The 26,856-nt window shown below is 71.1% G+C and carries 23 protein-coding genes, 1 tRNA gene and 1 pseudogene; 10 read left to right on the top strand and 15 right to left on the bottom strand.

Going from position 1 to position 26,856, the window contains the following annotated elements; translation table 11 throughout:
* Nucleotides 1-12: 12 nt before the first annotated feature.
* The 4 genes from V7Z97_RS03945 to V7Z97_RS03930 are packed head-to-tail and all read right to left on the bottom strand — an operon-like array spanning nucleotide 13 to nucleotide 4,186.
* Nucleotides 13-1,719, bottom strand: a complete 1,707-nt coding sequence (locus V7Z97_RS03945) for a heparinase II/III family protein (protein WP_334161567.1) — start codon at nucleotides 1,717-1,719, stop codon at nucleotides 13-15.
* Nucleotides 1,720-1,735: 16 nt separating this feature from the next.
* Nucleotides 1,736-2,401, bottom strand: a complete 666-nt coding sequence (gene rpe, locus V7Z97_RS03940) for a ribulose-phosphate 3-epimerase (protein WP_334161566.1) — start codon at nucleotides 2,399-2,401, stop codon at nucleotides 1,736-1,738.
* 34 nt (nucleotides 2,402-2,435) lie between these two features.
* Nucleotides 2,436-3,749 carry an RsmB/NOP family class I SAM-dependent RNA methyltransferase gene (locus tag V7Z97_RS03935; protein ID WP_334161565.1) on the bottom strand — a complete coding sequence of 438 codons (1,314 nt, stop codon included), beginning with the start codon at nucleotides 3,747-3,749 and terminating at the stop codon, nucleotides 2,436-2,438.
* A gap of 17 nt (nucleotides 3,750-3,766) precedes the next feature.
* The gene (locus V7Z97_RS03930) at nucleotides 3,767-4,186 is read right to left on the bottom strand and encodes a hypothetical protein (protein ID WP_334161564.1); all 420 of its coding nucleotides are present in this window, start codon (nucleotides 4,184-4,186) and stop codon (nucleotides 3,767-3,769) included.
* Nucleotides 4,187-4,283: 97 nt separating this feature from the next.
* On the opposite strand from V7Z97_RS03930, the gene V7Z97_RS03925 reads away from it, so the two are divergent.
* On the top strand, nucleotides 4,284-4,478 hold the full coding sequence (locus tag V7Z97_RS03925) for a DUF1674 domain-containing protein (RefSeq protein WP_334161563.1): 195 nt from the start codon (nucleotides 4,284-4,286) through the stop codon (nucleotides 4,476-4,478).
* Nucleotides 4,479-4,497: 19 nt separating this feature from the next.
* Here V7Z97_RS03925 and V7Z97_RS03920 read toward each other — a convergent pair whose 3' ends face one another.
* The 5 genes from V7Z97_RS03920 to tsaD all read right to left on the bottom strand — a co-directional run bounded on the left by V7Z97_RS03920 (nucleotide 4,498) and on the right by tsaD (nucleotide 8,471).
* Nucleotides 4,498-5,565, bottom strand: coding sequence for a cell wall hydrolase (locus V7Z97_RS03920; RefSeq protein ID WP_334161561.1), 1,068 nt, complete (start codon nucleotides 5,563-5,565; stop codon nucleotides 4,498-4,500).
* Between the two features lie 182 nt (nucleotides 5,566-5,747).
* Nucleotides 5,748-6,113, bottom strand: coding sequence for a Rieske (2Fe-2S) protein (locus tag V7Z97_RS03915; RefSeq protein ID WP_334161560.1), 366 nt, complete (start codon nucleotides 6,111-6,113; stop codon nucleotides 5,748-5,750).
* A complete protein-coding gene (locus V7Z97_RS03910) occupies nucleotides 6,097-6,384 on the bottom strand; it encodes a YciI family protein (RefSeq protein WP_325459201.1) in 288 nt (95 codons plus the stop codon). The genes V7Z97_RS03915 and V7Z97_RS03910 overlap by 17 nt, the downstream gene beginning before the upstream one ends.
* The gene (locus V7Z97_RS03905; protein ID WP_334161559.1) at nucleotides 6,385-7,374 is read right to left on the bottom strand and encodes an NAD(P)H-dependent glycerol-3-phosphate dehydrogenase; all 990 of its coding nucleotides are present in this window, start codon (nucleotides 7,372-7,374) and stop codon (nucleotides 6,385-6,387) included. It abuts the gene before it with no gap.
* Nucleotides 7,371-8,471: a tRNA (adenosine(37)-N6)-threonylcarbamoyltransferase complex transferase subunit TsaD gene (gene tsaD, locus V7Z97_RS03900; RefSeq protein WP_334161557.1), complete on the bottom strand. Its 1,101-nt coding sequence runs from the start codon at nucleotides 8,469-8,471 to the stop codon at nucleotides 7,371-7,373. Before tsaD ends, V7Z97_RS03905 begins: the two co-directional genes overlap by 4 nt.
* Before the next feature lie 71 nt (nucleotides 8,472-8,542).
* Between tsaD and hemC the strand changes: the two genes are divergently transcribed.
* The 8 genes from hemC to V7Z97_RS03860 all read left to right on the top strand — a co-directional run bounded on the left by hemC (nucleotide 8,543) and on the right by V7Z97_RS03860 (nucleotide 20,511).
* A complete protein-coding gene (hemC, locus tag V7Z97_RS03895; protein WP_334161556.1) occupies nucleotides 8,543-9,520 on the top strand; it encodes a hydroxymethylbilane synthase in 978 nt (325 codons plus the stop codon).
* A gap of 114 nt (nucleotides 9,521-9,634) precedes the next feature.
* Nucleotides 9,635-10,339 carry a uroporphyrinogen-III synthase gene (locus tag V7Z97_RS03890; RefSeq protein ID WP_334161555.1) on the top strand — a complete coding sequence of 235 codons (705 nt, stop codon included), beginning with the start codon at nucleotides 9,635-9,637 and terminating at the stop codon, nucleotides 10,337-10,339.
* Complete coding sequence (locus tag V7Z97_RS03885) at nucleotides 10,336-11,211, top strand: COG4223 family protein (protein ID WP_334161553.1); 876 nt, start codon at nucleotides 10,336-10,338, stop codon at nucleotides 11,209-11,211. The genes V7Z97_RS03890 and V7Z97_RS03885 overlap by 4 nt, the downstream gene beginning before the upstream one ends.
* Nucleotides 11,208-12,734, top strand: coding sequence for a heme biosynthesis protein HemY (locus V7Z97_RS03880; protein WP_334161552.1), 1,527 nt, complete (start codon nucleotides 11,208-11,210; stop codon nucleotides 12,732-12,734). The genes V7Z97_RS03885 and V7Z97_RS03880 overlap by 4 nt, the downstream gene beginning before the upstream one ends.
* Before the next feature lie 40 nt (nucleotides 12,735-12,774).
* Nucleotides 12,775-12,850: transfer RNA gene (locus V7Z97_RS03875), tRNA-Thr, on the top strand.
* 343 nt (nucleotides 12,851-13,193) lie between these two features.
* Nucleotides 13,194-13,538, top strand: a complete 345-nt coding sequence (locus tag V7Z97_RS03870; protein WP_334161550.1) for a hypothetical protein — start codon at nucleotides 13,194-13,196, stop codon at nucleotides 13,536-13,538.
* A gap of 222 nt (nucleotides 13,539-13,760) precedes the next feature.
* Nucleotides 13,761-20,018 carry an NACHT domain-containing protein gene (locus V7Z97_RS03865; RefSeq protein WP_334161549.1) on the top strand — a complete coding sequence of 2,086 codons (6,258 nt, stop codon included), beginning with the start codon at nucleotides 13,761-13,763 and terminating at the stop codon, nucleotides 20,016-20,018.
* A complete protein-coding gene (locus tag V7Z97_RS03860; protein WP_334161547.1) occupies nucleotides 19,999-20,511 on the top strand; it encodes a hypothetical protein in 513 nt (170 codons plus the stop codon). The genes V7Z97_RS03865 and V7Z97_RS03860 overlap by 20 nt, the downstream gene beginning before the upstream one ends.
* A 61-nt stretch (nucleotides 20,512-20,572) precedes the next feature.
* Here V7Z97_RS03860 and V7Z97_RS03855 read toward each other — a convergent pair whose 3' ends face one another.
* The 5 genes and pseudogenes from V7Z97_RS03855 to V7Z97_RS03835 all read right to left on the bottom strand — a co-directional run bounded on the left by V7Z97_RS03855 (nucleotide 20,573) and on the right by V7Z97_RS03835 (nucleotide 24,659).
* Nucleotides 20,573-21,811, bottom strand: a complete 1,239-nt coding sequence (locus V7Z97_RS03855; RefSeq protein WP_334161545.1) for a site-specific integrase — start codon at nucleotides 21,809-21,811, stop codon at nucleotides 20,573-20,575.
* A gap of 345 nt (nucleotides 21,812-22,156) precedes the next feature.
* Nucleotides 22,157-22,327, bottom strand: a pseudogene (locus tag V7Z97_RS03850) (DUF2061 domain-containing protein); the annotation flags it as partial.
* Between the two features lie 17 nt (nucleotides 22,328-22,344).
* Nucleotides 22,345-23,235: a manganese catalase family protein gene (locus V7Z97_RS03845; RefSeq protein WP_334161544.1), complete on the bottom strand. Its 891-nt coding sequence runs from the start codon at nucleotides 23,233-23,235 to the stop codon at nucleotides 22,345-22,347.
* A gap of 200 nt (nucleotides 23,236-23,435) precedes the next feature.
* On the bottom strand, nucleotides 23,436-24,203 hold the full coding sequence (locus V7Z97_RS20565) for a CatB-related O-acetyltransferase (RefSeq protein ID WP_442958005.1): 768 nt from the start codon (nucleotides 24,201-24,203) through the stop codon (nucleotides 23,436-23,438).
* Between the two features lie 48 nt (nucleotides 24,204-24,251).
* Complete coding sequence (locus tag V7Z97_RS03835) at nucleotides 24,252-24,659, bottom strand: hypothetical protein (RefSeq protein WP_334161542.1); 408 nt, start codon at nucleotides 24,657-24,659, stop codon at nucleotides 24,252-24,254.
* A gap of 200 nt (nucleotides 24,660-24,859) precedes the next feature.
* Here V7Z97_RS03835 and V7Z97_RS03830 point away from each other — a divergent pair, with 200 nt between their 5' ends.
* Nucleotides 24,860-26,074, top strand: coding sequence for a DUF1624 domain-containing protein (locus V7Z97_RS03830; protein ID WP_334161541.1), 1,215 nt, complete (start codon nucleotides 24,860-24,862; stop codon nucleotides 26,072-26,074).
* On the opposite strand, the gene V7Z97_RS03825 is transcribed toward V7Z97_RS03830, so the two are convergent.
* Nucleotides 26,071-26,817: an SIR2 family NAD-dependent protein deacylase gene (locus V7Z97_RS03825; protein WP_334161540.1), complete on the bottom strand. Its 747-nt coding sequence runs from the start codon at nucleotides 26,815-26,817 to the stop codon at nucleotides 26,071-26,073. The two genes, V7Z97_RS03830 and V7Z97_RS03825, sit on opposite strands and share 4 nt — an antisense overlap.
* Between the last annotated feature and the right edge of the window lie 39 nt (nucleotides 26,818-26,856).

Genomic DNA, 26,856 nt, shown 5'->3' with positions numbered 1-26,856 from the left:
CGCCGGCCGGCGTCAACGCGACTCCGCGGCGCTCAGCTTCCAGCGGATGCGCGCGCCGGTCTCCAGCCGGGCCTGGCCGCGCAGCACGATCTGCTGGGAGCGGCGCGGATGGCCTTCCTGGTAGTGGACCGAGGGCTCGATGGCGACCTCGATGGCGTCGTTGCGCAGCCACCAGCCCTGTTCCTGCCCCTCGGGCTTGAGCAGGACGCTCTTCTTGTCGCGGGCGATCAGGGCGTTCACCTGCGGGTGCAGGTGGAAGCGGACCATGAAGGGCACGAACTTGCGCCCGCCGCCGGCCCCCTTGGCGCCGGCCGGGGTGAAGCGGTCCTCGCCACGCAGCTCGTCGGCCTCGACGTCGATGTAGAGCCGCCGCTCGTGGCGCAGGCCGAAGCGGCGGGCCCATCCGTCGTGCGCCAGCTCCAGCCAGAGCGCGCCGGGCGCCTCGTGGCGGCGGGCCTCGACGGCGTCCACCGCGCCGACCAGGCGGGGTCCCAGCACCCGCGCGGGGAAGCCGCGCAGCGGCTCGCCGCATGAGGCGTCGCCGATGGAGGCGGTAGAGGCGGCGTCCACCAGGCGCATGGCCTGAGGCCCCTGGGCGTCCGGCGACCAGCCGGCCCCGACGATCAGCCGCCGGGCGCCGGCCAGCACCTCGATCGCCATCGGCTGGGCGCAGGCTGCCATGCTCCAGGCCCCGGCCGCCGGAGGCCCGGCGTCGGCCATCACCTGCAGGGAGCGGGCCTCCAGCCGCTGGTAGCCGTTGCGGGCCGCCGGGATGGGGCGTTCCTCGGCCTCGTCCCGGGCGCGGGCGGCGGCGACATAGGCCGGCTGCAGCTCCTCGCCGCCCTGGAAGGCGGCCAGCCGCCCGTCGGCCAGGGTGAAGAAGCGCACGGCCCCGGCCAGCCGGTCGATGGCGCGCATCACCTCATCGGGCGGGGCGACGCCGCGCTGCACCAGGGCGTCGTCCAGGGTGCGCAGGTCGAACAGCAGCTCCAGCGCCGCCTGCGGGCTGCGCGTGGCGTGGCCGCCGTCGGCGTCGACGGTGGCGGGAAGGGCGCGCTCCAGCTTCGCCAGCGCGTCGGTCAGCAGGCGCTCGCCCGGCCGGCCGCCCAGCGCCGTGGCCGCCACCGCGGCGGCGCAGGCCCGCTCGGCGGCGCGCACCGGGCCTTCCTCGGCCTGCAGCAGGAACCGCGCCTGGCGGGCAAGGTCGAGGGCGACGTTGGCGGCCTCGGCCTCGGAGGCGCGGGTGCAGATCGTCCGGACGGCGCAGGCGAGGTTGAACACCCGCCGCTCGAGCACGTCCGGGCTCCAGGAAAATCCGTTCCAGCGGCCGAAGGCGCGCCGCCACTCAAGCACCAGGCGCAGGCCTTCCGACGGGCCCGGCGCGCCGGCCGCCACCACGTCGCGCAGCCAGGCCATGCGGTGCAGGGCGACGGCGAACGCCCGGTCGGGGCTCGGCCGGTCCCAGGGATCGCCGCGCGGGCCGGTGGTCAGGGTCGCGCCCGCGAGCACGAAGGCGCCGGCCAGGATGCGCGCGCCGTTCTCGGCGTCCACGGGGCGCAGGTCCCGCGGCGCGGCGCTCAGGCCCTCGGGCTTGGGCCGCGCCAGGGTCCAGCGGTGCAGGGCGGTGCCGCGCCATTCGGCGGCGAGCTGGCGGCGCGCCGCGACGCCGATGGCGACGGCGGCATTGCGGCCGGGGAGGCTGGCGATCGGCCCGGCCATGCCCCCGTCCTTCCCCTCAGCCGCCGCGAAGGGCCGAGATGTTGGCCGCGTAGGCGCCCGGCCCGCCGCGGAACACGGCGCTGCCGGCGACCAGCGCCGTGGCGCCCGCTGCGATGCACAGCGGCGCGGTCTCCGGGGTCACGCCGCCGTCCACCTCCAGGAGGATGTCGCGCCCCGAGGCGTCGATCATCTGCCGCAGGCGCTCCACCTTCTTCAGCTGGGCCGACAGGAAGCTCTGGCCGCCGAAGCCCGGGTTCACGCTCATCACCAGGACGAGGTCGACGTCGTCCATCATCCACTGGATGACGGAAGGGTCGGTGGAGGGGTTGAAGACCACGCCGGCCTTGGCGCCCAGCTCGCGGATGCGCCGCAGCGTGCGGTTCAGGTGCGGCCCGGCCTCCGGGTGCACGCTGATCAGGTCCGCGCCGGCCGCCCGGAACGCCTCCAGGTACGGGTCGGCCGGGGAGATCATCAGGTGGACGTCGAACGGCAGCTTCGAATGCGGCCGGAGCGCCTTCACCACGTCCGGGCCGATGGTGATGTTGGGCACGAAATGGCCGTCCATGACGTCCACGTGCACCCAGTCGGCGCCGGCCGCCTCGATGGCGCGCACCTCCTCGCCGAGCCGGGAGAAGTCCGACGCCAGGATCGAAGGCGCGATGATGGTCTTGGTGCCCGCCATGGAACCCGGACTTAATCTGATGCGGCCGCAGGGGCTAGGGGGCCCCCTGCGTCATGTCGGCCTTCCGACGCATCCGCGCGATGAAGAAGCCGTCGGTCCCGCCGGCGCGGTGGTGGGGCAGGATGCGCAGGGTCCCCGCGTCGGTCAGGCTGGCCTCGGGGGCCCCGCCCTCGCCCGGCGCGACGGGCTCCAGCGCGAACTCCGGCGTGCGGGCCAGGAAGGCGTCCACCTGCGGCTGGCCCTCCTCGGGTTCCAGCGAGCAGACGCAGTAGACGAGGCGCCCGCCGGCCTTCACCCGCCGGCCGGCGGCGTCGAGCAGCCGGCTCTGCAGGGCCGCAAGGCTGGCGATGTCCCCCGGCTTCGCCGCCCACAGCACGTCGGGGTGGCGGCGGAAGGTGCCGGTGGCCGAGCAGGGGGCGTCCAGCAGAACCGCGTCGAACCGGCGGCGGTCGGCCCACTGGGCGGCGTCGGCGACGACCACCTCGGCGGCGAGCCCCGTGCGCGCGAGGTTCTCGGACACCCGCTTCACCCGGCCGGCCGACTTGTCGAGCGCCGTGGTCCGCGCGCCCAGGGCGGCGAGCTGCAGGGTCTTGCCGCCCGGCGCCGCGCAGAGGTCCAGCGCGGTCTGGCCGGGCTCGATACCGAGCAGGCGCGCAGGGATGGCCGCCGAGGCGTCCTGCACCCACCACAGGCCTTCCGCGAAGCCGGGCCAGGCCGAGACCTCGCCCTTCAGGGCGGTGCGCAGGCTGCCGCCGGGCAGCACCTCGGCTTCCAGGCCGACGGCGAGGTCGGTCGCGGCGGCCGGGTCCTTCAGGCTCAGGTCGGTGGCCGGCTCCTCGGCGATCTGGGCGGCGACGGCGCGGGCCTCGGCCTCGCCATAGGCCGCGCGCCAGCGGGCGTAGAGCCAGCTCGGCGCCAGGAGGTCGGGGTCGCCGAGCTCCGGCGGCTCCCGCGTCAGGGCGCGGAGCACGGCGTTGACCAGGTTCTTGAACGGCCGCGTGGCGTTGTCGGACGCCGCCAGGTCCACCGTCGCGTCCACCGCGGCGTGGGCCGGGGTGTTCAGCACGAAGAGCTGGGCGGCGCCCAGGCGCAGCAGGTTCACCACCCGCTCCGGCGGCGGCTTCTGGAGCCGGGCCTGCAGGGCCGCGTCGATGGGGCCGAGCCGCCGGAGCGTGGCCATCACCAGGGCGCGGGCGAAGGCGCGGTCGCGGGGCGACAGCGCCTTCAGGGCCGGATGCGCGAGGCCCTCGTCGAGGCCGGCGCGGCGCGAGAGCGCGGCGGCGAGCAGGTCGAGGGCGGCGGCGCGGGCGGGACGCCCGGGGGCGTCCTGGGATCGGATGTCGTTCACCCGCGCGGGTTGCCCCCTTACGCGGCCCGGCGCAAGGGCTCGATGCCGGCGTCCGTCGCGGCGGGCTGGCGGCCGGACATCAGGACAGAGGCGCCGAATAGGGCCATGGAGAGCACCACCGTGGCCTCGCCGCCCAGCAGGATCGGCAGGATCGGCGGTTTTCCCTGCAGGAGCACGTAGAGCATGCTGAGCAGCATCAGGTTGCCGGCGTTCATCATGCCGAAGACCACCCAGCCCAGCCGCTGCGGGGCCCGGGCGCCGGCGACGCCGTAGAAGGCGCCCATGAGGCCCAGGGTGGCCCAGCCCAGCAGATTGATGTGGGCGTGCAGCGGCCGCATGGTGAAGTCCTGCGACGCGCCCATGAACATGCCCAGCCCCATGCCGGCCAGCGCGTAGAGCACCGCCGCCATGAAGAAGGCGATCGAGATCCGAGACATTGTGAGTTTTCCCCCGAAAACGTGGGTTGCGGTATATCCGCGTTCTCCGGAATTGGCGAGGCTTGGACGTGACCGCGGTCACGGCGTAGAAGGCGGCATGACCGACACCCCGCCCAACGCCGCGCCCGGCAAGGCGCTGAGCCCGGAAGCCCGCCGCGCACTCGAGGAGGCGGAAGCCCGCCGTCAGGCCGCCGAGGCCGCCGCCCGCGCGCCCGAGGAGGGCGGACCGAGGGGGCCGGAGCCCACGCGCTTCGGCGACTGGGAGCGCAAGGGCATCGCCGTCGACTTCTGACGGCCGCCCGGCTTCGTCTCTAGAACTTCGGCGGGCCCATGGCCGACGGCGCGGCGATGCGCGGCGGGGCCTTCTGCCGGGGACGGCCCTGCCAGTCGAGGTCCTCCGGCCGGGTGATCGCCTGGGCGTTCACGCCCACGGCCTCGGCGGCGACCACCAGGTCCGGCTCGGCCTCGAGGGCGGCCGGCTCGGGGGCGGCTTCCTCCACCGCGTCCGGCGCCACCGCGTGGGCGACCTCCGAGACGTTGGAGACCAGCGAGAGCTTGCCTTCCGGGCTGGACAGGTTGTCGATCGCGGCCATCTGCACGCCGCGGGCCTCGCCGCCGGCATAGCGGCCGCCGAAGGCCGGCGGCAGGCCGGACGCACCGGTCCAGCGGTAGAAGATGTGCGCGCCGATGGTCCCCACCTTCACCAGGCTCGGGCTCCAGTACGGGGCGACGTAATCGGCGTGGTAGTGGGTGGCGTTGCCCACCTTCTTCATCACGTAGCCGTTGAGCGCGGCCTCGGCGACCTTGCGGGCGCGGGCCCAGCCCTCCTCGTCCGGCTTGCGCGCCAGCGCGCCGTCGCAGGTGAAGGTGAACTGGCAGCCGGTGGCGCGCTCGGAGCCCTGGAAGACGACCCCGCAGACGGTCTTCGGGAAGGCCGGGTGGCGCATGCGGTTCAGCACCACCTGGGCCACGGCGCGCTGGCCGTCGGCGCTCTCGTAGGCGGCCTCGTAGTAGATGGCGGCCGTCATGCAGTCGATGGCGCGGGCTTCGTCCAGCACGCCCTCGGTCTTGAGGAAGAATGGTCGCGCCGCCGGGTTCGGCAGGTCGGAGACGGGATTGGAGGCGTTCCAGAGGCGGGCCGCCTCGGGGCTCAGGTCCTGCAGGCGGATCAGGTCCGTCTCGCCCTCGATCGCGACGGAGGCGGCGGTGAGCGCCACGGAGGCGCGCTGCAGGCCGGCCGGCGGCGGCTGGCCGACGGCGTTGCTCGGGGCGACGCGGGCGAAGGTGAAGCCGGAGAGGGCGAGCCCCGACAGCGCCACGACCACGGCCAGGCCGGCGGCCAGGGCCAGCTGGGGGCCGTCCGTCGGCAGGCGGCGCAACCGGTCTCGGATACGGGAAAGCACGACGCTCCAGGCCCCTCGAAGCTTTGGCTTGAGCGGCGACCCGATAGGCGAAAGACGCCCGCAAGGCGAGTCATTTCTTTAATCCGCCATTAACCATACCGAGGCGAACGGCTGGAAAATCAAGCCGTTAACGCGCCGAACGCGGTTGGGCGAACGGCTCAGGCGGTGAACACCTCGCCATCCCGCACAGTCACCGCCCAGGGCGTGAGCCGATCCCCCACGCAGGGCCCGGCGACGCACCGGCCGTCCAGGGCGAATAGGGCGCCGTGGCCGGAGCACAGGATGTGCTCGCCGGATTTGGTCAGGTAGCGGTCGTCCAGCGCCGCCAGCGGCCAGCCAGCGTGCGGACAGGAATCCACATAGCCGGCGACGGTCTCGCCGCTCCGGACCACGAAGCCGGCGAACAGGCGCGTGTCGGCGCGGAAGCGGAAACCCTTGCCGCCGGGATCGGCGATCTCGTCGAGCGTGCAGAGGCGGGTTCCCGGCGGCGGCCGCGCCGGGTTGGCCTCAGAGCGGCTGGCCAAGGGTGGACCGGAACCGCTTGATCTCGACGCGGTCCCAGAGGCCGGCCTTGGTGTAGGGGTCCTCGGCGTTGAAGGCGCGCACCTCGGCCTCGTTCTCGGCCTCGAGGAAGAACAGCGAGCCCGCCATGGCGTCGCTCTCGCTCAGCATCGGCCCGGCCATGCGGATCTTCCCGTGCTGGTCGCGGGCCCAGGCGAGGTGGGCCTCGCGGGTGGCCATGCGCAGGTCGAGCGCGTTTTCCTTGTCGAAGCAGGCCAGGACGTAGAGCGGCATTCAGCGTTCCTCGCGAAGGGGACGGGAGAGCAGGCCGCGGATGGCGTCGTCGACGCCGACCTCCCCGGCCAGGATGGCGGCTACGGCCTCGCAGATCGGCACGTCGACGCCGAGCTTGCGGGCGAGCTGGCGCACGGCGGGCGCGGACGCCACGCCCTCGGCCACCGACAGCTTGCCCGCCAGCGCCTGCTCCAGGGTCTGGCCGCCGCCCAGCGCCAGGCCGACGCTCATGTTGCGCGACTGCGGGCTGGAGCAGGTGAGCACCAGGTCGCCCAGGCCGCAGAGGCCGGCGACGGTCTCCGCCTCCCCGCCCAGGGCCACGGCGATGCGGGTGAGCTCCGAGAAGCCGCGGGTGATCAGGGCCGCGTGCGCCGAGCGACCCAGGCCGCGGCCCTCGACGATGCCGGTGGCGATGGCCAGCACGTTCTTGATCGCCCCGCCGGCCTCCGCGCCGATCATGTCGTTGGCGAAGTAGGGCCGGAAGGTCGGGGTGGCGATGGCCTCGCCGAGGGCCTCGGCGCAGCCCTCGTCCGGGCAGGCCAGGGTGACGGCGGTGGGCAGCCCCCTGGCCACCTCGCCGGCGAAGGAGGGGCCGGACAGCACCGCCGGCGCGGCCTGCGGTATGGTCTCGGCGAGCACCTCGGTCATGAGCTTCAGCGAGCCCTGCTCCACGCCCTTGGAGCAGAGCACGATGGGCAGGCCCTCGCGGACGTGCGGGGCGAAGGCGGTCAGCGTGCTCCGCAGGTGCTGGGCCGGCGCCACCGCCAGGATCAGGTCGCGGTCGCCGAGGTCGGCGAGATCGCCCGTGGCGCGGATCGACGCCTCCAGCGGCACGCCGGGCAGGAACAGGCTGTTCTCGTGGCGGGCGTTGACCGCCTCGACCACCTCCGGCTCCCGGGCCCAGAGCACCACGTCCAGCCCGGCCCGGGCGCAGACCTGGGCCAGGGCCGTGCCCCAGGCGCCGCCGCCGATGACTCCCGCCGTCTTCATGCCTTGGCGCCCTTTCGGCCTGGAACGTGAGTGGGACTGGCGGCCGCCGCGGCCTCGTCCAGCGGCCAGCGCGGCCGGGCGGCGGCGTCCAGCGGGTCGGCCATGCCCAGCGCCAGGCGTTCGGCGCCGGCCAGCGCGATCATCGCGGCATTGTCCGTGCAGTAGGCGAGCGGCGGCGCGGCGAAGGTAAAGCCCCGCGCCTCGGCGGCGGTCTGAAGCCTCGCCCGCACCGCCCGGTTGGCGGCCACCCCGCCGGCGACGACGAACCGCAGGTCCTCGCCCGGATGGGCGGCGGCATAGGCCTGCATCGCCCGGTCGCTCTTCTCGGCCAGCTGGCGGGCGATGGCCGCCTGAACGGCCGCGGCGAGGTCGCGCCTGTCGTCATCGGCGCTCAGGCCCTCGGCGATGCGCGCCGCGGCGGTCTTCAGGCCGGAGAAGGAGAAGTCGCAGTCCTTGCGGCCGAGCAGCATGCGCGGCAGCGGGAAACGCTCCGGGTCCCCGCCCTCGGCGAGCTTTTCCAGCGCCGGGCCGCCGGGGTAGGGCAGGCCGAGCGTCTTGGCGATCTTGTCGAAGGCCTCGCCGGCCGCGTCGTCGATGGTCGAGCCGAGCCGTCGGCAGGCGCCCACCCCGTCCACCGCCAGCAGCTGGCAGTGGCCGCCGGAGACCAGCAGCAGCAGGAAGGGATAGGGCAGGTGCGCGCCCAGTCTTGCCGAGACCGCGTGGCCCTCCAGGTGGTTCACCGCCACCAGCGGCAGGCCGCGGGCCAGGGCCACCGCCTTGCCGAACGACAGCCCGACCATCACCCCGCCGACCAGGCCCGGGCCCGCCGTCGCGGCCACGCCCGTCAGGTCGCCGTAGCCCAGGCCCGCTTCCCTCAGCGCCGCGTCCGCGATGGCGTCGATGCTCTCCACATGGGCGCGGGCGGCGATCTCCGGCACCACGCCGCCGTAGGGGGCGTGCTCGGCGATCTGAGAGCCCACCACCGACGACAGCACCTCGACCGTCTCGCCGTCCAGGCGCACCACGGCGGCGGCGGTCTCGTCGCAGCTCGTCTCCAGGCCGAGGACGGTGTGGGGGACGGTTTGGGCGGGGCTCATCGGTTGCCGGGGGGCGCCTGCTCCTGTAGCAGGCCCTTCTCGTCTTCAGGCTTGCAGGTAGACCGCCCACCGTGCCCACGCAACCGCCCGCCCCGTCGGGACCCGTCCGCATCGGCGCCCGCGGCTCCAAGCTGTCGCTCGCCCAGGCCGGCATGATGCAGCGCCGGATCGCCGCCGCCCTCGGCGCCGACCCCGAGAACGCCGCCGAGGTGGAGCGGGTCGCGCCGCTGATCGTCATCACCACCACGGGCGACCGGGTGCAGGACCGCCGGCTGCTGGAGATCGGCGGCAAGGGCCTGTTCACCAAGGAGATCGAGGAGGCGATGCTGGAGGGCCGCATCGACTGCGCCGTCCACTCCCTGAAGGACATGCCGGCCGAACTGCCGCCCGGCCTGTGCATCGCCGCCAACCCGGAGCGCGAGGACCCGCGCGACGCCTTCCTGACCCGCGGCCCGGAGCGGCTGGAGGACCTGTCGGAGGGCGCCCACCTCGGCACCGCTAGCCTGCGCCGCCAGGCCCAGATGCTGCACCGCCGGCCGGACCTGAAGGTCTCCATGCTGCGCGGCAACGTCGACACCCGGCTGGCCAAGCTGGAGGCCGGCGAGGCGGACGCCATCCTGCTCGCCTATTCCGGCCTCCGCCGCCTGGGCCTGGGCCACCTGCCCAAGAGCCTGATCGACCCGGTGGAGTGCCCGCCTGCGCCGGGCCAGGGGGCGCTGGCTATCGAGACCCGCGTCGCGGACCGCGACGCCCCCTGGGTGCGGGCCCTGCGTCACGAACCGACCATGATCGCCGTGGCCGCCGAGCGCGGCGCCCTGGCCGCCCTCGAGGGCTCCTGCAAGACCGCCATCGGCGCCCACGCCTGGTTCGAGGGCGGGGCGCTGAAGCTGATCGTCGAGGCGCTCACCCCCGATGGCGCCCGCCGCTTCCGCCACGCTGGCGAGACCGAGTTGTCCCAGCTCGCCGACCCGGCGGCCTCGGCCCGCGACCTCGGCTGGTCGCTTGGCCTGGCGGTCAAGGAAGAGGCCGGCGACGCCATTGTCGTCTGAGGCGGGCTGTGGGCTGTTGCCGCACCTCGCCGGCCGGAGTTGATCCCGGCCCTTAGCGCGCTCACCTTTCCGGCAGTCGTCAAAGGTTAAGCTCCGCCATTATAAGGTCCGCGGATGCCCGTCCGCCGTCAGCGAATCTGGATCACCCGCGCCCAGCCGGGCGCCGACGCCACGGCCGAGCGCGTCCGTGCGCTGGGCCACGAGGCGCTGGTCGCGCCCCTGCTGGCCGTGAAGACGCTCGACGACGTGGAGATCGACCTCACCGGCGTGGCGGCCCTCGCCTTCACCAGCGCCAACGGGGTGCGCGCCTTCGCCGACAAGACCGGCGACCGCTCGCTGAAGGTGTTCGCCGTCGGCGCCGCCACCGCCCAGGCGGCCCGCGCCGCCGGCTTCCGCTCCGTGCTCTCCGCCGACGGCGACGTGGACGCCCTGGCCGAGGGCATCGGGATGCGCCGCACCGAGCTGAAGGGCGCCGTGCTGCATCCGGGCGCCGCCGAGCCGGCCGGCGACCTGGCCGGCGCGCTCGAGAAGCACGGCGTCGAGGCCCGGCGGCTGGTCCTCTACGAGACCGGCCCGGTGAGCCTCTCCGACGCCCAGGCCGAGATGCTGACCAGGGCCGACGCCGCCCTGCTGCACTCGCCGCGCGCCGCCCAGGTGCTGGCCAAGGTCCTGAAGGCCCACCCCGCGCCGAAGCTGCGCGCGCTCGGCCTCTCCAAGGCGGTGATCCAGCCGCTGTCGCGCACCACGCTCGCCGCCAAGGCCTATCCGCCGTTTCCCCTGGAGGCGGCCCTCCTCAACCTGATCGACCGCAATCCATGACCGCGCCGCCCGAGCCCGCCGGCCTTTCGGCGCCCAGGGATCCCGCCGAGTACCGCCCGAAGGCGCGGCGGGGCGCGGGCCGATGGGCGGTGATCGCGCTCTGCGTCGTCTGCGTGCTGGCCGGCGCGGCCGTCGGGATCGTGGTCCCCCGCCTGCTCGCCGCCCGGCCCGGCCTGCCGCCGGTGGCCGAGTCGCCGCCCGCGGCCGAGCCCGCGCTGCCCCCCGCCCAACCGGCCCCTGCCGCGCCGGACACCCTGGTCGTCACGCCGGCCGCCTCCTCCGCCGAGATCGAGCGGCTGACCGCGCGAGTCGCGGCCCTGGAAAGCCAGGAGGAGAGCGCCAGCCGGTCGGCGGCCGCCGCCCTGGCCGCCGCGGCCCTCATGGAGGCCACCCAGGGCGCGCGCCCCTTCTCCGCCGAACTCGCCACGCTGCGCGCCGCCGCCCCGGACCTGCCGGAGCTGGGCGCGCTGGAGCGCCTGGCCGAGACCGGGGCGCCGACCCGCGCGGCCCTGGCCGCCGGCTTCCCCGACTACGCCGCCCGCGCGGCCACCGCGGCCCGCGCGCCGGGGGAAGGCGCCGGCCTCGCCGACCGGGTCGGCCACGCGCTCGCCCAGGTGGTCAGCATCCGCCGCGTGGGCGAGGTGACGGGCGACGGCGTCGACGCCCGCCTGGCCCGCGCCGAGCGGCTGGTGGAGGACGGCGACCTCGACGCGGCGCTGCGTGTCCTCGACGGCCTGTCCCCGGCCGCCCGGGAGGCCATGGCCCCCTGGCGCATCCGGGCCGAGCGCCGGGCCGAGATCGACCGCCGCGCCGCCGCCCTGCGCGCGCGCGCGCTCCGCGACCTCGGCGAGCCGGCGCGGAGCGGCCGATGATCCGAGCCGGCCTGGTCGTCTTCCTCGTCCTCGCCGCGGCGGTGGCGATCCTGGCGCTCACCGGCGATCCCGGCCGCGCCAGCATCGTCTGGCTGGGCTGGCGGGCCGACATGACCGCCGCCGCCGCCGTGCTGATCACCGGCCTCGGCGCCCTTCTCGCCACCGTCGTCTGGCGCACCCTCATCTGGATCCTCGAGGCCCCGCAGCGCGCCGAGCGCGCCCGCGCGGAGTCCCGCCGCCGGCAGGCGAACGAGGTCCTGACCCGCGGCTTCCTGGCCGTGGCGGCCGGCGACGGCTCCGAGGCGCGGCGGCTGGCCGGCAAGGCCGTCGACCTCGCCGTGGAGACCCCCGGCCTCGCCCGCGTGCTGGCCGCCCAGGCCGCGGAGGCCGCCGGCGACCCGGCCGCCGTCCACGCCGCCTACACCGCCATGCTGGGTTTCCCGGAGATGCGGCTGGCGGGTCACAAGGGCCTGATGCAGCTGGCGCTCGCCCAGGGCGACCGCGACGCCGCGCTCCGCCACGCGGAGGAGGCGTTCGGCCAGGCGCGCACCGCCCGCTGGGCCTGGCGCGCCCTCCTGGAGGCCAAGCTCGAAGCCGGCCAGTGGGAGCCCGCCCTCGATCTCGTGAAGAGCGCCCTGGACCGCCGGGTGGTGAGCCCGCTGGTCGCCGAACGCGCCCGCGCCGCCCTGCTCGCCGCCACCGCCGCCCAGCTGGAGCACGCCCCCGAGCCGAAGGCCCGCGCCCGGGCCCTGGACTGCGCCGTGGAGGCCGCCCGGCTGCAGCCCGGCTTCGCCCCGGGCGTGGTGATGGCCGCCCGCCTGCTGGCCCGGGACGGCAAGGCCCAGCGCGCCGCCGCCACCCTGGAGCAGGCCTGGAAGGTCGCGCCACACCCGGCGCTCTACCTCGCCTACCGGGACCTGCGGACCGACGAGACCCCGAAGACCCGCGCCGCGCGGCTGATCGAGCTGGCCGGCCAGAACCCCACCCACCGCGAGAGCCGCATCCTCTATGTGGAGCAGGCGCTGATCGCCGGCGACGCCCCGGCCGCCGCCGAGGCCGCGCGCGCGCTCGACGGGGAGCCGGTCACCGCCCGCATCGCCGGCCTGATGGCCCGGGTCGCCTACGCCGGCGCCCGGCCGGACGACGCCCGCCTGTGGATGGCCCGGGGCATGAGCGCCCCGCACGAGCCGGACTGGTCCGACCTCGATCCCGAAGGCCGCGCCTTCGCCTACCACGCCTCCGACTGGGCCCGCCTGGTGGCGACCTTCGCCGAGACCGGCGAGCTGATCCATCCGCGGCTGGAACGCCAGGAGCGCTCGCTCAGCGAGCTGCCCGAGCTGCCGCTCTCCTACGCCGACGGCGCCGCCCTGCTCGGGGCCGACGCCCAGGAGCCGCTGCTCTATCCGATCGAGGAACACCCCTTCGCCGAGGACGAGCCGCCGGCCCCCGAACCCCCCGCCGCGCCGCAACGCCGCGCCCCTGCGAGGCGGCGCTTGGCGAGCGCGCCGAGAGCCGCTAAATAGGCGCCTCCTCGGCGGCCGGGCTCCCCGCGCCGCTCCGTGGGCCGCCTTAGCTCAGCCGGTAGAGCGGCGCATTCGTAATGCGTAGGTCAGGTGTTCGAGTCACCTAGGCGGCACCACTTTTTCAATGACTTAGCCGAAATCCTCCTGCTTCCCAGCGGGAAGAAACCGACCTGGGAAGCACCTGGGAAGCACCTGGGAAGCACCTGGGGTCGGTCGATTTGCCTCAAGGCTTCGAGGCCGTCGGTTCGAAGCTGGGGTCAGTTGCAGCCTGGCGCGCACGGTAGCTCCAGCGTTGGAGATCGCACGCTACCGCTAGCTAGCGGAGGTCCCCCTGCCTGTCGCCGGTCCGGCTGAGGTCGGTTGTCCGTCAGGAGCGAAAGTTGACATCGTGCTGGAAATTGGACCTTCCCACCTGGGCACCGAATGCGGATGCTCCATGGGTCCGCACAGGGTGGAGTCATGCAAAAGCTCGCCCAAGCCCTATTCAAGGGTGGACCGCGGGACCTCCGCGGTCTCGCAGACTTGGCTGTGGACAAGCGGCCGATCGCTATTGTGCCGCGCGTGGGCCTTGCCCAGCTTCACCGCATGACCAAGCCTATCCCGTCTCAGACCGAAACCCTGTTTATCGAGGTCGACGGCGCGAACCACCAAGGCACGTTCCACACGGCCGGAAAGATGGTCTATGTGCAGTACAAGGGCTTCGAGAAGGTCACCCAGATCGGCGGCTCCACCCCGAGGTCTATCGCCAGGATGTTGCTGCGCGAACTCGTCCTCGCGCGCGCCGGTAAGCCGAGCGAACTCTGACGAGAACGACGGCGGGAGCATGGAACGTACGGTTCAGGTCTCGCGAAAACCTCATGCGGCCAGAGTCGAGCAGCGGTGAAGTCGGTCTGTATGGTGGTTGGCGACTACATGGGCCAGCGAATGGAGCGCAAGGATCACAGCTCCGGATCGGCAGTTGAACGGTGGGCTGACGCAGCTAAATCCTGATAAAACACGAACGGATCAAGAAGTAGGGACGGGTCCATGGCGGGGCGCGCCTCCGTCCTCGCCAGCCGGGACGGAGATCAATTTCACTACCATTGGGCTGCCCGCCGCTGCCTGGAGCTGCTTCCGGGCGGTTCCGACCTCGTCGCGGTCGCGATTGAAGGGGCGTCCACTTCCGAAGGCGACACTATCGAGGCCGGCGAGGAGATCATCGACGTCGGCTTCTACTTTGGCGCAGAGGACCGCAAGAGCGCTCGCCGGGTCGACTACACCCAGTTGAAACATTCGACCGTTCACGCCAGCGACCCTTGGACAGGTAGCGGGCTCAAAGGCACGTTGCAGGGGTTCGCAAAGCGGTATCGCGATCTGGTTGACGAACTGTCCGCCGACGAAGTGGCGGCGCGGTTCTGTTTCCGCTTCACCACTAATCGCCCGATCCAGGGTGATGTGCTCGAGACATTGGCCGATTTGGCAGCGGGCGCGACGCCTCGGCACCCCACAATCCACACCCTGCTGCTAGGCTACGTGGGCGGCGATCCGTACGAGGCATCAAGGTTCTTCGCACTGTTTTCCGCGGAGGGTGGCGAAGACAATTTGTGGGCACAGCGGAACCTGCTCACCCAGGATGTCCGCGCCTACCTGCCCGATGCCGATTTCGACGCGCCCGTGCAGTTGAAGGAGTTGGTCACCCGGAAAGCCACCACGGAGTTCATCGCGAACCCCAGCATCCGGCGAAACGATGTCCTTAGGGCATTGGGCGCCACCGAGGACGATCTGGCGCCCGCGCCTAACATGATCGCGGAGCCGGACCAGGAATTGGTACGGGAGCAGGAAGCGGCCATCCTTGCGCAGCTGCTGGCGGCTACGACACCTCTGATCATTCATGCGGAAGGTGGCGTCGGGAAGTCCGTTTTGGCGGCGCGCCTGTCTCGTGCCATGCCGGATGGGTCGGTCGCTGTCCTCTACGATTGCTATGGCAACGGGCTCTACCGGATGTCTCTGAATGCCCGGCATCGTCCCCGCGATGCCCTGGTTCAGATCGCCAACGAACTGGCCGCCCAAGGCCTCTGCCACCCTTTGATTCCAAGTAGTGGGGCCGACGCCAAGGCCTACTTGCGGGCTTTCATCTACCGGCTGAAGCAAGCCATAGCCGTGCTGCAGGCCCGGACGCCTGGCGCCTCGCTCTGCCTGATCATCGACGCCGCCGACAACGCGCAAATGGCGGCCGAAGACCTGTCGGAGGCGCGGAGCTTCGTACAGGAGCTGATCCGCGCGCCCATGCCTGCCGGCGTGCGCCTCGCGTTCACTTGTCGAACCCACCGACAGGGGAAGCTGGCGCCCCCCGCTGAGGCGGTGGCCGTCGAGCTCCAGCCCTTCAGCCCAATCGAGACGGCGGCCCATCTTCGCGGCGTTTACCCGCTCGCATCCGACGCGGAAGTCGCCGAATTCGCGGTTCTCAGCAGCGACAACCCGCGCGTTCAGGCGACGGCCATGTCCCGACGCTTGCCACTGCCTGATATGCTCAAGGAGCTGGGTCCGACTCCCACCACGGTTGACCGCATGCTGGGCGACCTGCTGGACCGGGCCATCGCCAAGCTGAAAGAGGAGCACGGGTCAGTCGAGGCCGCCCGGATCGATCGCGTGTGCGAAGCGCTGGCGGTCCTGCGTCCGTTGGTGCCCATCGCCGTGGTCGCGCGCCTGGCGGATATGTCGGAGAGCGAGGTCCGAAGCTTCGCGCTGGACCTCGGTCGGCCGTTATTCGTCAAGGGCGGCAGCCTGCACTTTCTGGACGAACCAGCCGAGACTTGGTTCCGGGAGCGCTTCAAGCCCGACGCCGCGGCCATGGGGAACCTTTTGGCGCGGTTGCAGCCCCTGAGCGCTGAAAGCTCCTATGCTGCGGCGGTACTGCCAGAACTGCTCTTGCAGGCGGGCCGGCTGGATGAACTTGTAGCGTTGGCCCTGTCGGACGAAGGCTTGCCGAGCGAGCCCATTGCGCGCCGCGATGTGGAGCTCCAGCGGCTGATCTTCGCCCTGAAAGCCTGCCTACAACAGAAGCGAGCGCTTCCTGCAGCAAAGCTAGCTCTGAAGGCGGCGGGCGAGACGGCCGGCGATCAGCGCCAGACGCAGCTCATCCAAGACAACACCGACATCGCCGCCGCGTTGCTGACCCCGGATCGGATCGAAGAGCTCGTGGCGCGGCGTCCGTTCGGGTCAGGCTGGATGGGTTCCCACCATGCCTACGACGCCGGCCTGCTGTCAGGGCGCGCGGAGTTGGCGCCTGAGGCCTCCAGTCGCCTTCGGATGGCGATGAGCTGGTTTGAAAGCTGGGCGAACGCCACGCGGACGGAAGATGAGGAGGAGCGGGAGGAAGTCTCTGACGCAGATCGGGTGGAGCTCGCGATGGCGCTGCTCCGCGTTCGCGGCGCAGGGCCCGCTGCCTCCTTCCTGCGGCGATGGCGTTGGCGACGGCACGCGATGGTGGCGGGTATCGGCCTGGGTCGTCGATTGTTCGACGTCGGTCGAGCCGACCAGGTCGACGACATGGCGATCGCCGCTTCGAACGACCTTTGGTTGCTTCTGGGTCTGGCGTCGGCTGCGCGAAGTGTCGGTCACCGGCTACCTGACGCCGTCCTCTCGCGGATGATCCGCCTTCTCGGAGATCGCCGGGTCCATCTGTCCGACACGCAGGACCTTCACTATCGTTGGCAACTGCTGGCGGCCGTGACCTCGGCCGTCGAGATGAGCCTGATCTCGCGGGTAGCGACGGCCGAGAAGGCATCGCAGATCCTTCAGCGCTATCTCCCCCCCGCGCCGCCCCACGACATGACCTCGCGGTACGGTACCGACCGAATGCCGCTGTTGCGAGCCTACGCCTTAAGCGCGGCGCTGCGCGGCTCCGCGGTGACCCTGATCGAAATTGCCCCGGAGCGTGCGCGCGCCCAACTTGAATCTGGCCGAAGCTACGGCCGCGACCACGAAACCGAGGTCTTTGAGCACGAGATCGGGAACCTGCTCTCCTGGTTCATCCTGAGCGCAGAGGTGATCTGCGGGCGGACGCCGGCGAACCTGGAAGAGGCCATCCAGGCTGCGCGAAAGGCGACGGCGTCGGCGGAGAACCGCCTTTACGATCAGGTGGCCTCGTCCTGGCAGATGGCGGCCTCTTGCTGGTTCACGGTACTTCAGGACGCCGGAGCCCAAGGGGCCGCGCTGCAGCCCGCCTTCAGCGAGTGGGCGACAGATCCGAAGGCGAAGCTCTGGCCCGATACCATGATCGATCTCTGTCGGCGCGCCGCCCGGGCAGAAGGCCTGGCCGAACTGGCGGTCACGCTGGCCGGCCAAGCTTTTGAAGCGCTTGAGCGGGGTCGCGAAGACGCGGAAACGCGCCTTGCCGATTTCACCAAACTGGCGCGAGCCATCCTGCCAGTCAGCGGCTCCGAGGCCGCGGCCGTCTTCGACCGTGCAGTTTCGTTCGCCAGCCGCATCGGCGAAGAGAACCTGGACCGCTGGGAGGCCTTCTTGAGCCTCGGCCGGGCGGCTTCCGACCCGTCACAGCCTAAGCCGAAGACCGCGCATCGGTTCTCGCGGGCCGCGGAACTTACATACGAGTACGTTGTCCGCGATAAGCATTTTGCCTGGAACTCGACGTCGGAAGTTCTAGCAGGTCTTTGCCGGTCGTCGGCGTTCGCGGTGCTCAGCCGGTGGAGAGATCGTGGATTTGGCCATGCGCCGCGACTACTGCCGATCGTTGTCAACCGTCTCGTAGCCGAGGCCGCATTGCCCAACTTCGCACCGGTCGCGCTGGCCGGGGTCGATGCCGAGTGGTCGCGGCTGGAGATCTTGAAGGCGGCGGCCGATGGTGAGGCCACGGCGCATCGAGACGCCATCCTGCAGCTTGCCTGGCGCTATATGCGGGTGGAGCCCTATGGCCACCGCACCTGGGCCGAAGTCTCGGCGCTCGGCCAACGGCTAGGCATCTCGTTCCCCGATGCCGAGAGGCTCGCAGCCGCCACGATCCCCCTATCTCCTTCCCGGCCTGCGCCGTCCTCGGAGAGAGCGCCACCGTCCGACGCTTCGATCGCGACCCGCCGAAACCCGGATTGGCCGGTGATATTCGACGGAATCGATCTCACTGACTCCCTTGGGCTCCGCACCGCTTACGCCGCCCTCCGGACCTACGATCCGCCTTATCGATTGGAAGAATTCTTCCAACAGGCGCTCACGCGCGCCGGTCCGGGTCGCGAGGCAGACCTGATCCGGGCAGTGGCGGGCTGGCCGGACTTTGACACCTACGATCTGCGCTACCTGCTGGACGCTCTTCCAAAGCCTCTGCCGCGGCGGCCGGCGCTTCGCGCGGCTGTGCGCGAGACTGTGCTCGGCATGTGCCGCCGGGAGCCGGAGCGGGTTTGGCGCCGGGGCTGGAACGGCGTGATCCCTTTCGAGCGGTTGGAAGCCGAGGGGCTCTTCACCGATGCCGAGGTCGTTTCGGCGACCGTGGAGGGCTTTGCCGCGCACGTCGACCACCTCAGCGCTGGGTCGCTGTTTCGCGCCGTTGATTCCCTGGCTGCGATGCTCACGGCCGCGGAGGCGGACGACGCACTGAACTACGGCATGGATCTCGTCGAAGACCTGCTGGGCCCCGATGACGCCGACGGAACCTGGCGTCCGACCCTGGAGCCTCCGGCGGACACGCTGGCAGCGCTGGGCGGATACATCTGGGCGGGACTCGGATCGCCACTCGCCAGCGTGCGCTGGCAGTTCGCGCACGCCGTGCGGGGCGTCATAGAACTGGGCTGGAAGGATCTGCTCGTGGCGATCCTGGCCTGGGCGGAACGCGACGACGCGGGACCGTTCACCGACCAGGGGCTGGAATTTTACCTCTGGCATGCCCGCCAATGGCTGGCGATCGGCCTGGCTCGGGCGGCCCTCGCGGCACCTGCGGCCATGGAGACTGCCGCCCCCTTGTTGCGAGCCTGGACGGCTCTTCCCCACGTCCTCATCCGCGAGCTGTGTGCGCAAGCGCTGGCGAATTTGGCGGCGGCCGGCGTGATCGACGAAGAGGACACCGAGGGCCTCGCCGCGGTGAATCGGCCCCAAAAGCCAGTGAGGCGGATCAGCGGCTGGGTGGATCGGAAATTCGATGAGGTGGAACCCGCCGAGGACTCAGCGTCGGATGACGAGAAGTACTACTTCGGCATCGACATCGGCCCCTACTGGTTCCGGCCCTTAGGGGACGCCTTCGGAGTAACCGAGGGCGCGATCGAGCGCCGAGCGCGCACGGCGGTGCGCGACCGCATTGGCTGGAAGCGGGGAAGCTGGCGGGATGACGCTCGGCTGACGCGCAAGATCTTTCGAGACCGGGCTAACACCCATAGCCACGGGAGCTTGCCCCGCGCCGACGATCTTCGCGCCTACCATGGCTATCACGCCATGATGATGGTCGCTGCCGATCTCCTTGAAAGCCACGTCGTGCATCAACGCGAGGACGACGACCAGAACAGCTTCGAAGGCTGGTTGGAGCCCTATCGGCTCACGCCGCCGGACGGTCGGTGGTTGGCCGACCGGCGAGACCCTCGCTTCACGCCCGACCCTCTCAAGTCCACCTACGAGAAGATGAAGACCTGGCGCTGGGACGTCTCGCGGGCCGATCTCGACGCGCAACTCACCACCGACGATGGTCAGCGAGTCGTGTGGGGCTATTGGCACCAGCAAATGGATGACCTGACCGAGACTATTTCAGTCCGCAGCGCCTTGGTCACAGCCGTGACGGCGGAGTCATTGCTCGTCGCATTGCAGACGGCACCGGACGCGGCCCGTTACGTACTACCTGACGCCGACCAGGGCGACGACCTCGACGTTGGCCTGTTCCGTTGTACGGGTTGGATTCACGACCATGCCCGCAGTCGGCACCTCGATGAGTACGACCCCTGGTCCGAGGGCATGCGCTTCCCAGCGCCGACGCTAAGTGACGCCGTCATCAGCGAGCTTTCAATGGTCGAAGATCCGGATGGTCGGGTGTGGAGGGGGCCCGGCGGGGCGGAACTGCGCGGGGAGACTTGGACGCAGAGTGTGGGCTATGGGCGCGAGACCGATATCCTGCCCGGTTGGCGCCTCGCCGCAAATTCCGGCTTTCTGGAACAACTGTTTGTGGCTCGGCCCGACGAGCGCCTGATCCTCCACGTCTCTGTGCGCCGGAATGGCTCGCGGCACGCAGGCGACAGAGAGGACTTCGAGGAATATGCCTGGCCCTACGAGCTCTACTATTTGATGGGAGCCGACGGTGTCGCTCACCCGTTCTGAGGCGGTAGTCGCGCTGGGTAAGCAGCTGGTTCTGCAACTTGACGCGAAAGACGACATTTTGGCCTCGTGGATGGCCCACCATGTCGCCGGCTTGATCGCGCGGGCGGAGGTCGCAACGTCCGAGGACAAAGCCGCCGCCGACGAGGCGTGCGCGGCCGCGATCTTGGAGCTTTGGCGCTATCGGAACGTTTTGCCCGAACACCTCCGTCCGTTGGATGAGCTTCAGTCCATACTACGCACTCTGGCGTTCCTGGACCTCGATCCGACCGACCAACGATACTATCCGATCCCCATGCGCGCGGCGGCGACCGGCAGCGTGGAAGGCGAGGCCAAGCGATTCCTCGAAGTCGCCATGGGGATCGACTACACGGCCCGCGTTCTCATCCGAATGTTTCTACAATATGCGGTTTCGGCAGCTGCGGATAAATCCGCGCCGTGGGTTGGCGAACGTCCGCTTCCCGGACTGATAGCGATGTCCGCAACCTACCCCTGACCGACCTTCACCAGATCCGCTGCCGCCGCGCCTAATCCCCATTCCCTGAAGTTAAGGCCCCCTACCGAACCGCCCTCGCTCCATCGTGCAGAAGGCCCAGGATCTGAGCGCTGACCTCGCCGGCCGCACCGATGAGCGCCTTGTCTAGGTGCACATAGCGTTGCGTCACGCCCATTGATGCGTGGCCCAGGAGCCCAGCGATGGTGAGCTCCGAATAGCCCATGTCGGCGGCCACGCTGGCGAAGGTGTGCCTCAGGGTGTGAAGCGTGACCCGCTCGATCCGGGCCAGCGCGCAGAGCCGCGCGATTGTCTTGTCCGCCGCCACGAAGTGCGTCTCAGCGCGGTCACTGGGGAAGACGAACACCTGCCCCTCCCGCCGCCGCTGCGACTCGATCAGCGCCCGCGCCGCCCGCCCGATGGGCCTTGTCTGAGGTCCCGTCTTCGTGTCGGGGAAGCGCACCGAGTCAGCGGACACCCAGGCAAATTGCAGGCCGAGCGCTTCACCCCGCCGAAAACCAGTCATCAGCATCAGCGTCACCGCTGCCAGGGCGACGGGGCTCTCACCCAGCCTCTCCGCCTCCCGCATCGCCGCGCCGAGCGCGGCGATCTCCTCTTCCGAGAGCCGCCGCGTGCGCTTCTGGCTCGCGATCTGGCGCACGCCTAGGGCCGGGTTTCGGTCGATCAACTCCCACCTTCTGGCGTGGCCCAGAACCGTGCGCAGCGTCGCGACGGTGCGGCCGGCGACCCCTTCGCCGCCCTTGGTGTTGGCTCCACGCCCCTTCCGCTTCTTCGCCGCCCTGGTGGAGCCCGTGGCGATCTGTGCCTGCATCCGCTCGACGTCGCCCAGCGTGAGGGTCCGCACTGCGCGTCCGCCCAAGAGCGGACGGATGTGATGCTCGATGCGCGTACGGTCGTTCTTGAGTGTGGAGGGCTTTATCGGTCGCCGGCTGCGCCCCAGCAGGCGACCCGAGCTCGCCTCCTCAAGGTACCAGTCGCAGATCTCGGCGACCGTCTTGCCCGCGCGGATGCGCTTCCGATCGCCTACCGGATCGGCGCCGCCCGCCACCGCTCCAAGCTCCTTGAGCGCGAGCTTCCGCGCCTGGTCGGGTGCGATGACCCCGTGCTTGCCGAGCGTCATGCGCCGAGTGAGGCCGTCGGCGTTGCGGTACTGGACCAAGTAGGTCTTTGAGCCGCTGCGCACCCGCACCCCAAACCCGCGCAGCTCTTCGTCCCAGAGGAAGAGGTCGCGCCCCTCCTGCGGCTTCAGCGCATCGACAACCCTCTTGGTGATCTTTGGCATTCCGCACTCCTGCTTCCCAGGAGTAGACGCAGCTGCTTCCCAGCCACCCTGGCGGGGCGCTGGGAAGCATATGGGAAGCAAATGACGCGAAATCGGCGTCGCGGCCCAGCGTGCTCGTGAGCGATAAAAGCACAAGCACATCAATGGCTAAGGCGTGTTTTGGCGCGCTTTCGGATATCGAAGAAGAGGTACCCTGGGGCCGTTCGTAATGCGTAGGTCAGGTGTTCGAGTCACCTAGGCGGCACCACTTCTTCCCAGATCACCGGCCTGGAATGGCTCGCCCCGGACGGTCGGGGCGGCATGGGCGTGGCCGCACCCGGCCAGCCACGACCGGTGCGGGCCCTCGCGGGACCACAGCCGCTCGTGGATGGCGAAGGCGAGAGTCTGGACGACCGGCTCGACCAGGCCGACCGCCAGGGCGATCCGCCAGTCGCGGGTGAGGGCGAAGGCGACGATGATCGCCACGGTGAGATGCATGACCGAGTAGGTGCATGTCTTGGCCAGCGTCCTGTTCATCGCCATCGCCGTCCGCCCTAACCGACCGGGGTCGTCGCGCCGGCCCCGGGGCCCGCGCCCAGGTCCGCGCCGGTGATCGGATCGACGTCGGGGGCCGACTGCGTCCGCTCGGCCAGCTGGGCCAGGGTCTTGGCGTCCCTCGCCGGCAGCTTGACCGAGGCCAGCCCGTCGCCGCCGTCGACCGCGGCCTGGTCCTCCCGGTCGCTGACCACCTCCCAGTTGTCGCCGGAGTTCCACGGGCCGCTCATGTCGCCGTCGCCCTGGGACATGTCGTAGTAGACGTCGGTGAACTCCCGCTTCCCCGGCAGCTTGCCGGGCGGGAAGTTGGGCTCGATGGCGTAGAGCGCCTTCTCGAACGACTTCTGGTGGGCCACCTCGCGGGTCATCAGGAAGCCCAGGGCGTCCTTGATCCCCGGATCGTCGGTGATGTTGATCAGCCGCTCGTAGATGATCTTGGCGCGGCTCTCGGCGGCGATGTTCGAGCGCAGGTCGCAGGTGGGGTCGCCGCGGCTGTCCACATAGGCCGCCGTCCACGGCACGCCCGAGGAGTTGGTCAGGGCCGGACCGCCGCCGTAGAGGATCGCCTGGGTGTGGCTGTCGCCGCCCTTGGTCAGCGAGAGGTAGAGCTCGGCCTCGCTCATGGCCGCCTCGGCCAGCTGGCCCTTGGCCCCCTTGTTGAGCATGGCGACGATGGAGCCGATCACCTCGAGGTGGCTCAGCTCCTCCGTGGCGATGTCGAGCAGCAGGTCCTTGCGGCCGGGATCCTCCTCGGCCAACCCCTGGGTGAAGTACCGCATGGCCGCCGCGAGCTCGCCGTCGGGGCCCCCGAACTGTTCGAGCAGCAGGCTGGCGAGGACCGGGTTCGGTTCAGAGACGCGCACAGTATATTGCAGTCTCTTGTTGTGCATGAACATGGGCTATTCTTTCTGGAAGGGGCGCTCGCGACACGCGCGCCGATATCCGAACCCATCCGGAGCGCAGAAGTTCCTAAGGCGGCGGTATCTTAACTGAATTGTCTATGAGATATTCTGTCGAAATCCCGACAAATAGTAGACGGATCCAGAAGAATTTGAGTAAAGCGTAGCCGCGCGGGCCCTGGGCGGTGAACTCAGGTCGTGGCGGCCGCGATCTCGTCGTAGGTGAGCGGCGGGTCGTCCAGGGGGCGCGGCGGGTCGCTCGCCAGGCGCGCCTCCAGCCGCTCCATGAAGCCCTCGGTGTCGCGCACGTCCAGCGGGTGCAGCACGTCCGGGCCGAACCGCCACCATCGCAGGGCCCGCAGACGCTCGATCACGGCCTCGGGGAAGCGCATGCGGATCACCCTGGCCGGCACGCCCCCGACGATGGCGTAGGGCGGCACGTCGCGGGTGACCACGGCCCGGGCCGCGACGATGGCGCCGTCGCCGATCGTCACCCCGCCCTTCAGCAGCACCCCCTCGCCGATCCACACGTCGTTGCCGATCGTGACGGGGGCGGAGCGGAACTCGTCCGAAGGGAACAGCATGAAGGAGGTGAGTCCCTTCTCCTCCGCCAGGTAGCGGGAGAAGCCCTCGAGCCCCCACGGCGAATAGGAGAAGGGCGAGCTGGTGGCCCAGTCGGTGGGATGCTGCGAGGCCATCACCCCCACGTCGTGGGCGATGGAGCAGTAGCGGCCGACCCGCATGGTCGGCAGGAACGGGCTGAAGCTGTAGCTGAACGCCCCCAGGGCGGCGGGCAGGGCGTGGCCCGCCAGGATGTGGCTGAACCGCTCGATCCGGCAGTCGGGCTCGGCCTGCAGGGTCTCGCCTACGCGCCAGCGGGCGCCGCCGCCGAAGCGGTGGGCGATGGTCCGCGCCCTGAAGAGCTCCAGCAGGCGCTCGGTGACGGCGATGTTGGGCAAGCCTTCCCCTCCCGCCCGCCTTTTCGGGCGCGAGGGGCCGGAAGGCAACTAGCCCGCGCAGCTCGACAGGTTGACCGAGCCGGTCTCCGTGCGGGTCCAGGCGTCGCCGGCCTTGGCGAACTCGGCGAAGGCCGAGCCGGGCTTCCCGTCGACGCCCTTGCCGGTGAAGGTCATGGCCGCCACCAGCTTGGCGGTCACGCCCCTGGCCTGCTCCTCCGGGGTGATCGTCCGCTCCGCCTTGCAGGTGACCTGGAAGGACTCGCAGCCCGCGCCGTCGGTCTTGGTCGCGCAGGCCGGGTTGGAGGCCTCGATGTCGGTGCGCCAGGCCAGGATCTGCTGGTCGAGGCCGGCGAACCGCGGGTCCTCGCCCGAGCCGGAGGCGGCGGTGTCGCCGCCGCCGCTGCAGGCGCCGAGGACGGTCAGGGACAGGATGGCGGCGGCGGAAATTATCTTCACCAGGGGAGCTCCGGGAATCGTGATCGGAGCGGCTTATCCGATCAATCGTGGCGCTGGCATGACGCTCGCGCCCTGAGGGTGAAAACGCGTAATCTGGCGTGTGGCTGCGGTGTGACCCCGGTCACGGCGCCGGAAATCCGGGCGCCAGGTCGCGGAACGCCGGTTGATCAGAGCTTGGCCGTGGGTAGGGTCCCCACCCCATGAACCGCCCCCTGTCCCTTCTCGACTTCACCCCGGAGGCCGCCGCCGAGCCCGCGGCGGCGTCCCGGCGCCTGGCCTCCGTCGACATCCTGCGCGGCGGGGTGATGGTGCTGATGGTCCTCGACCATGTGCGCGACTACCTGCACAGCCAGGCCTTCCTGTTCGATCCCCTGGACCTGGAGCGCAGCTATCCGCTGCTCTTCGCCACGCGCTGGATCACCCATTTCTGCGCCCCGGTCTTCGTCATGCTGGCCGGCGTCTCGGCCTGGCTGCAGTTCGCCAGGGGCAAGAGCCGGCCCGAGCTGTCGCGCTTCCTGGCGACCCGCGGCCTGTGGCTCGTGCTCATGGAGCTGACGGTGATCAGCTTCGGCTGGAGCTTCGGGCTCGACTTCCTCTTCCTGCAGGTCATCTGGGCCATCGGCTGGTCGATGGTGGCGCTCGCGGCGCTGGTCTGGCTGCCCTGGCGCGCGGTGCTCGCGGTGGGCGTGGCGATCGTCGCCGGCCATAACCTGCTGGACCCGGTCCGCCCCGCCGACCTCGGCGCGCTGGCCCCGCTGTGGTCCGTGCTGCACGCGCCGGGCCCGATCCTGGCCGAGGGCCGGCTGCTGGGCTTCGTCGCCTATCCGCTGCTGCCGTGGATCGGCGTCATGGCCCTGGGCTTCGGGCTCGGGCCGATCTTCACCCAGGCCGCGCCGCGCCGGCGGTTCCTGCTCTGCGCCGTGGGCGGCGGCATGGTCGTGCTGTTCCTGCTGCTGCGCGCGACGGGGGTCTACGGCGACCCGGACGGCTGGACGGGCCAGGCCTCGCCGGCCCGCACCGTCATGGACTTCCTGTCCACCACCAAATACCCGCCCTCGCTGCTCTACGCCTGCATGACGCTCGGCCCCGCCCTGCTGCTCCTGCCCCTGCTGGAGACGCTGAGGGGCCGGTGGGCGGAACCCTGGGCGACCTTCGGGGCCGTGCCGTTCTTCTTCTACATCGCTCACATCTACATCGCGCACGCGCTCTCCGCCCTGGCCAGCCTGGCGAGCGGCTATCCCGTGTGGGGCATCGACGACCTCTTCCGGAACGGCCAGGCCCTGCAGGGCTTCGGCTATCCCCTGCCGGTGGTCTACGGCGTCTGGCTGGCGGTCACGGCGGCGCTCTACCTGCCCTGCCGGTGGTTCGCCGGCGTCAAGCGGCGCAACCCCGGCGGGGTGCTCAGCTACCTCTAGCCGGCCGGGACCACCTCGGTCAGCGCCTCGCCCAGCTCGTCGTGCAGCACGAGGTCGGCGTAGGGGTCGAGGTCGGTGGGCTCGCGGTTGACGATGGCCAGCGTCGCGCCGTTGCGCTTGGCCAGCAGGGGGAAGCCGGCCGCCGGATAGACCACCAGGGACGAACCCAGGACCAGGAACAGGTCGCAGGCCAGGGTCTCCTCCTCGGCCCGCAGCATCGGCGCCTCGGGCATCGACTGGCCGAACGAGATGGTCGCGGTCTTCACCAGCCCGCCGCAGCGGCGGCAGTAGGGGATCTCGCCGGCCTTCAGGAAGCTGTCCTTCAGCTCCGCCAGCTCGTGGCGCTCGGCGCACTCGAGGCAGGTGGCGTAGGTGGCGTTGCCGTGCAGCTCGATCACCCGCTCGGCCGGCACGCCGCTATCCTGGTGCAGGTTGTCCACGTTCTGGGTGATGACCGCGCTCACCTTGCCCTGGGCCACCAGCCGGGCCACGGCGTGGTGGCCGGCATTGGGACTGCGGCCGGTCCAGCCGGCGCGGCCGGTGAAGGCCCGCTCCCAGACCTCGCGCCGCTTGGCCGCGTCGGCGACGAAGTCCTGGAAGTAGATGGGCTTCATCCGGCTCCAGACGCCGCCCGGCGAGCGGAAGTCCGGAATCCCCGATTCCGTGGAGATGCCCGCGCCGGTGAACACCACGGCGCGCTCGGCGCGGGCGATCAGGCGGGCAAGGTCGGCGCGGCTCGGCATGCGCCGAAATTTGGGGTCCGCGCCGCCGTCGCGCCAGTC

Source organism: Phenylobacterium sp. (genome assembly GCF_036821595.1).
Taxonomy (GTDB): Bacteria; Pseudomonadota; Alphaproteobacteria; order Caulobacterales; family Caulobacteraceae; genus Phenylobacterium.
This window is presented reverse-complemented; position numbering and strand designations above follow the sequence as displayed.

Coding starts and splice junctions, on each gene's coding strand:
- V7Z97_RS03945 (WP_334161567.1), bottom strand. CDS start 1,719: ATGGCCGGGCCGATCGCCAGCCTCCCCGGCCGCAATGCCGCCGTCGCC.
- rpe (WP_334161566.1), bottom strand. CDS start 2,401: ATGGCGGGCACCAAGACCATCATCGCGCCTTCGATCCTGGCGTCGGAC.
- V7Z97_RS03930 (WP_334161564.1), bottom strand. CDS start 4,186: ATGTCTCGGATCTCGATCGCCTTCTTCATGGCGGCGGTGCTCTACGCG.
- V7Z97_RS03925 (WP_334161563.1), top strand. CDS start 4,284: ATGACCGACACCCCGCCCAACGCCGCGCCCGGCAAGGCGCTGAGCCCG.
- V7Z97_RS03910 (WP_325459201.1), bottom strand. CDS start 6,384: ATGCCGCTCTACGTCCTGGCCTGCTTCGACAAGGAAAACGCGCTCGAC.
- V7Z97_RS03905 (WP_334161559.1), bottom strand. CDS start 7,374: ATGAAGACGGCGGGAGTCATCGGCGGCGGCGCCTGGGGCACGGCCCTG.
- tsaD (WP_334161557.1), bottom strand. CDS start 8,471: ATGAGCCCCGCCCAAACCGTCCCCCACACCGTCCTCGGCCTGGAGACG.
- V7Z97_RS03890 (WP_334161555.1), top strand. CDS start 9,635: ATGCCCGTCCGCCGTCAGCGAATCTGGATCACCCGCGCCCAGCCGGGC.
- V7Z97_RS03885 (WP_334161553.1), top strand. CDS start 10,336: ATGACCGCGCCGCCCGAGCCCGCCGGCCTTTCGGCGCCCAGGGATCCC.
- V7Z97_RS03880 (WP_334161552.1), top strand. CDS start 11,208: ATGATCCGAGCCGGCCTGGTCGTCTTCCTCGTCCTCGCCGCGGCGGTG.
- V7Z97_RS03870 (WP_334161550.1), top strand. CDS start 13,194: ATGCAAAAGCTCGCCCAAGCCCTATTCAAGGGTGGACCGCGGGACCTC.
- V7Z97_RS03865 (WP_334161549.1), top strand. CDS start 13,761: ATGGCGGGGCGCGCCTCCGTCCTCGCCAGCCGGGACGGAGATCAATTT.
- V7Z97_RS03855 (WP_334161545.1), bottom strand. CDS start 21,811: ATGCCAAAGATCACCAAGAGGGTTGTCGATGCGCTGAAGCCGCAGGAG.
- V7Z97_RS03845 (WP_334161544.1), bottom strand. CDS start 23,235: ATGCACAACAAGAGACTGCAATATACTGTGCGCGTCTCTGAACCGAAC.
- V7Z97_RS03830 (WP_334161541.1), top strand. CDS start 24,860: ATGAACCGCCCCCTGTCCCTTCTCGACTTCACCCCGGAGGCCGCCGCC.
- V7Z97_RS03825 (WP_334161540.1), bottom strand. CDS start 26,817: ATGCCGAGCCGCGCCGACCTTGCCCGCCTGATCGCCCGCGCCGAGCGC.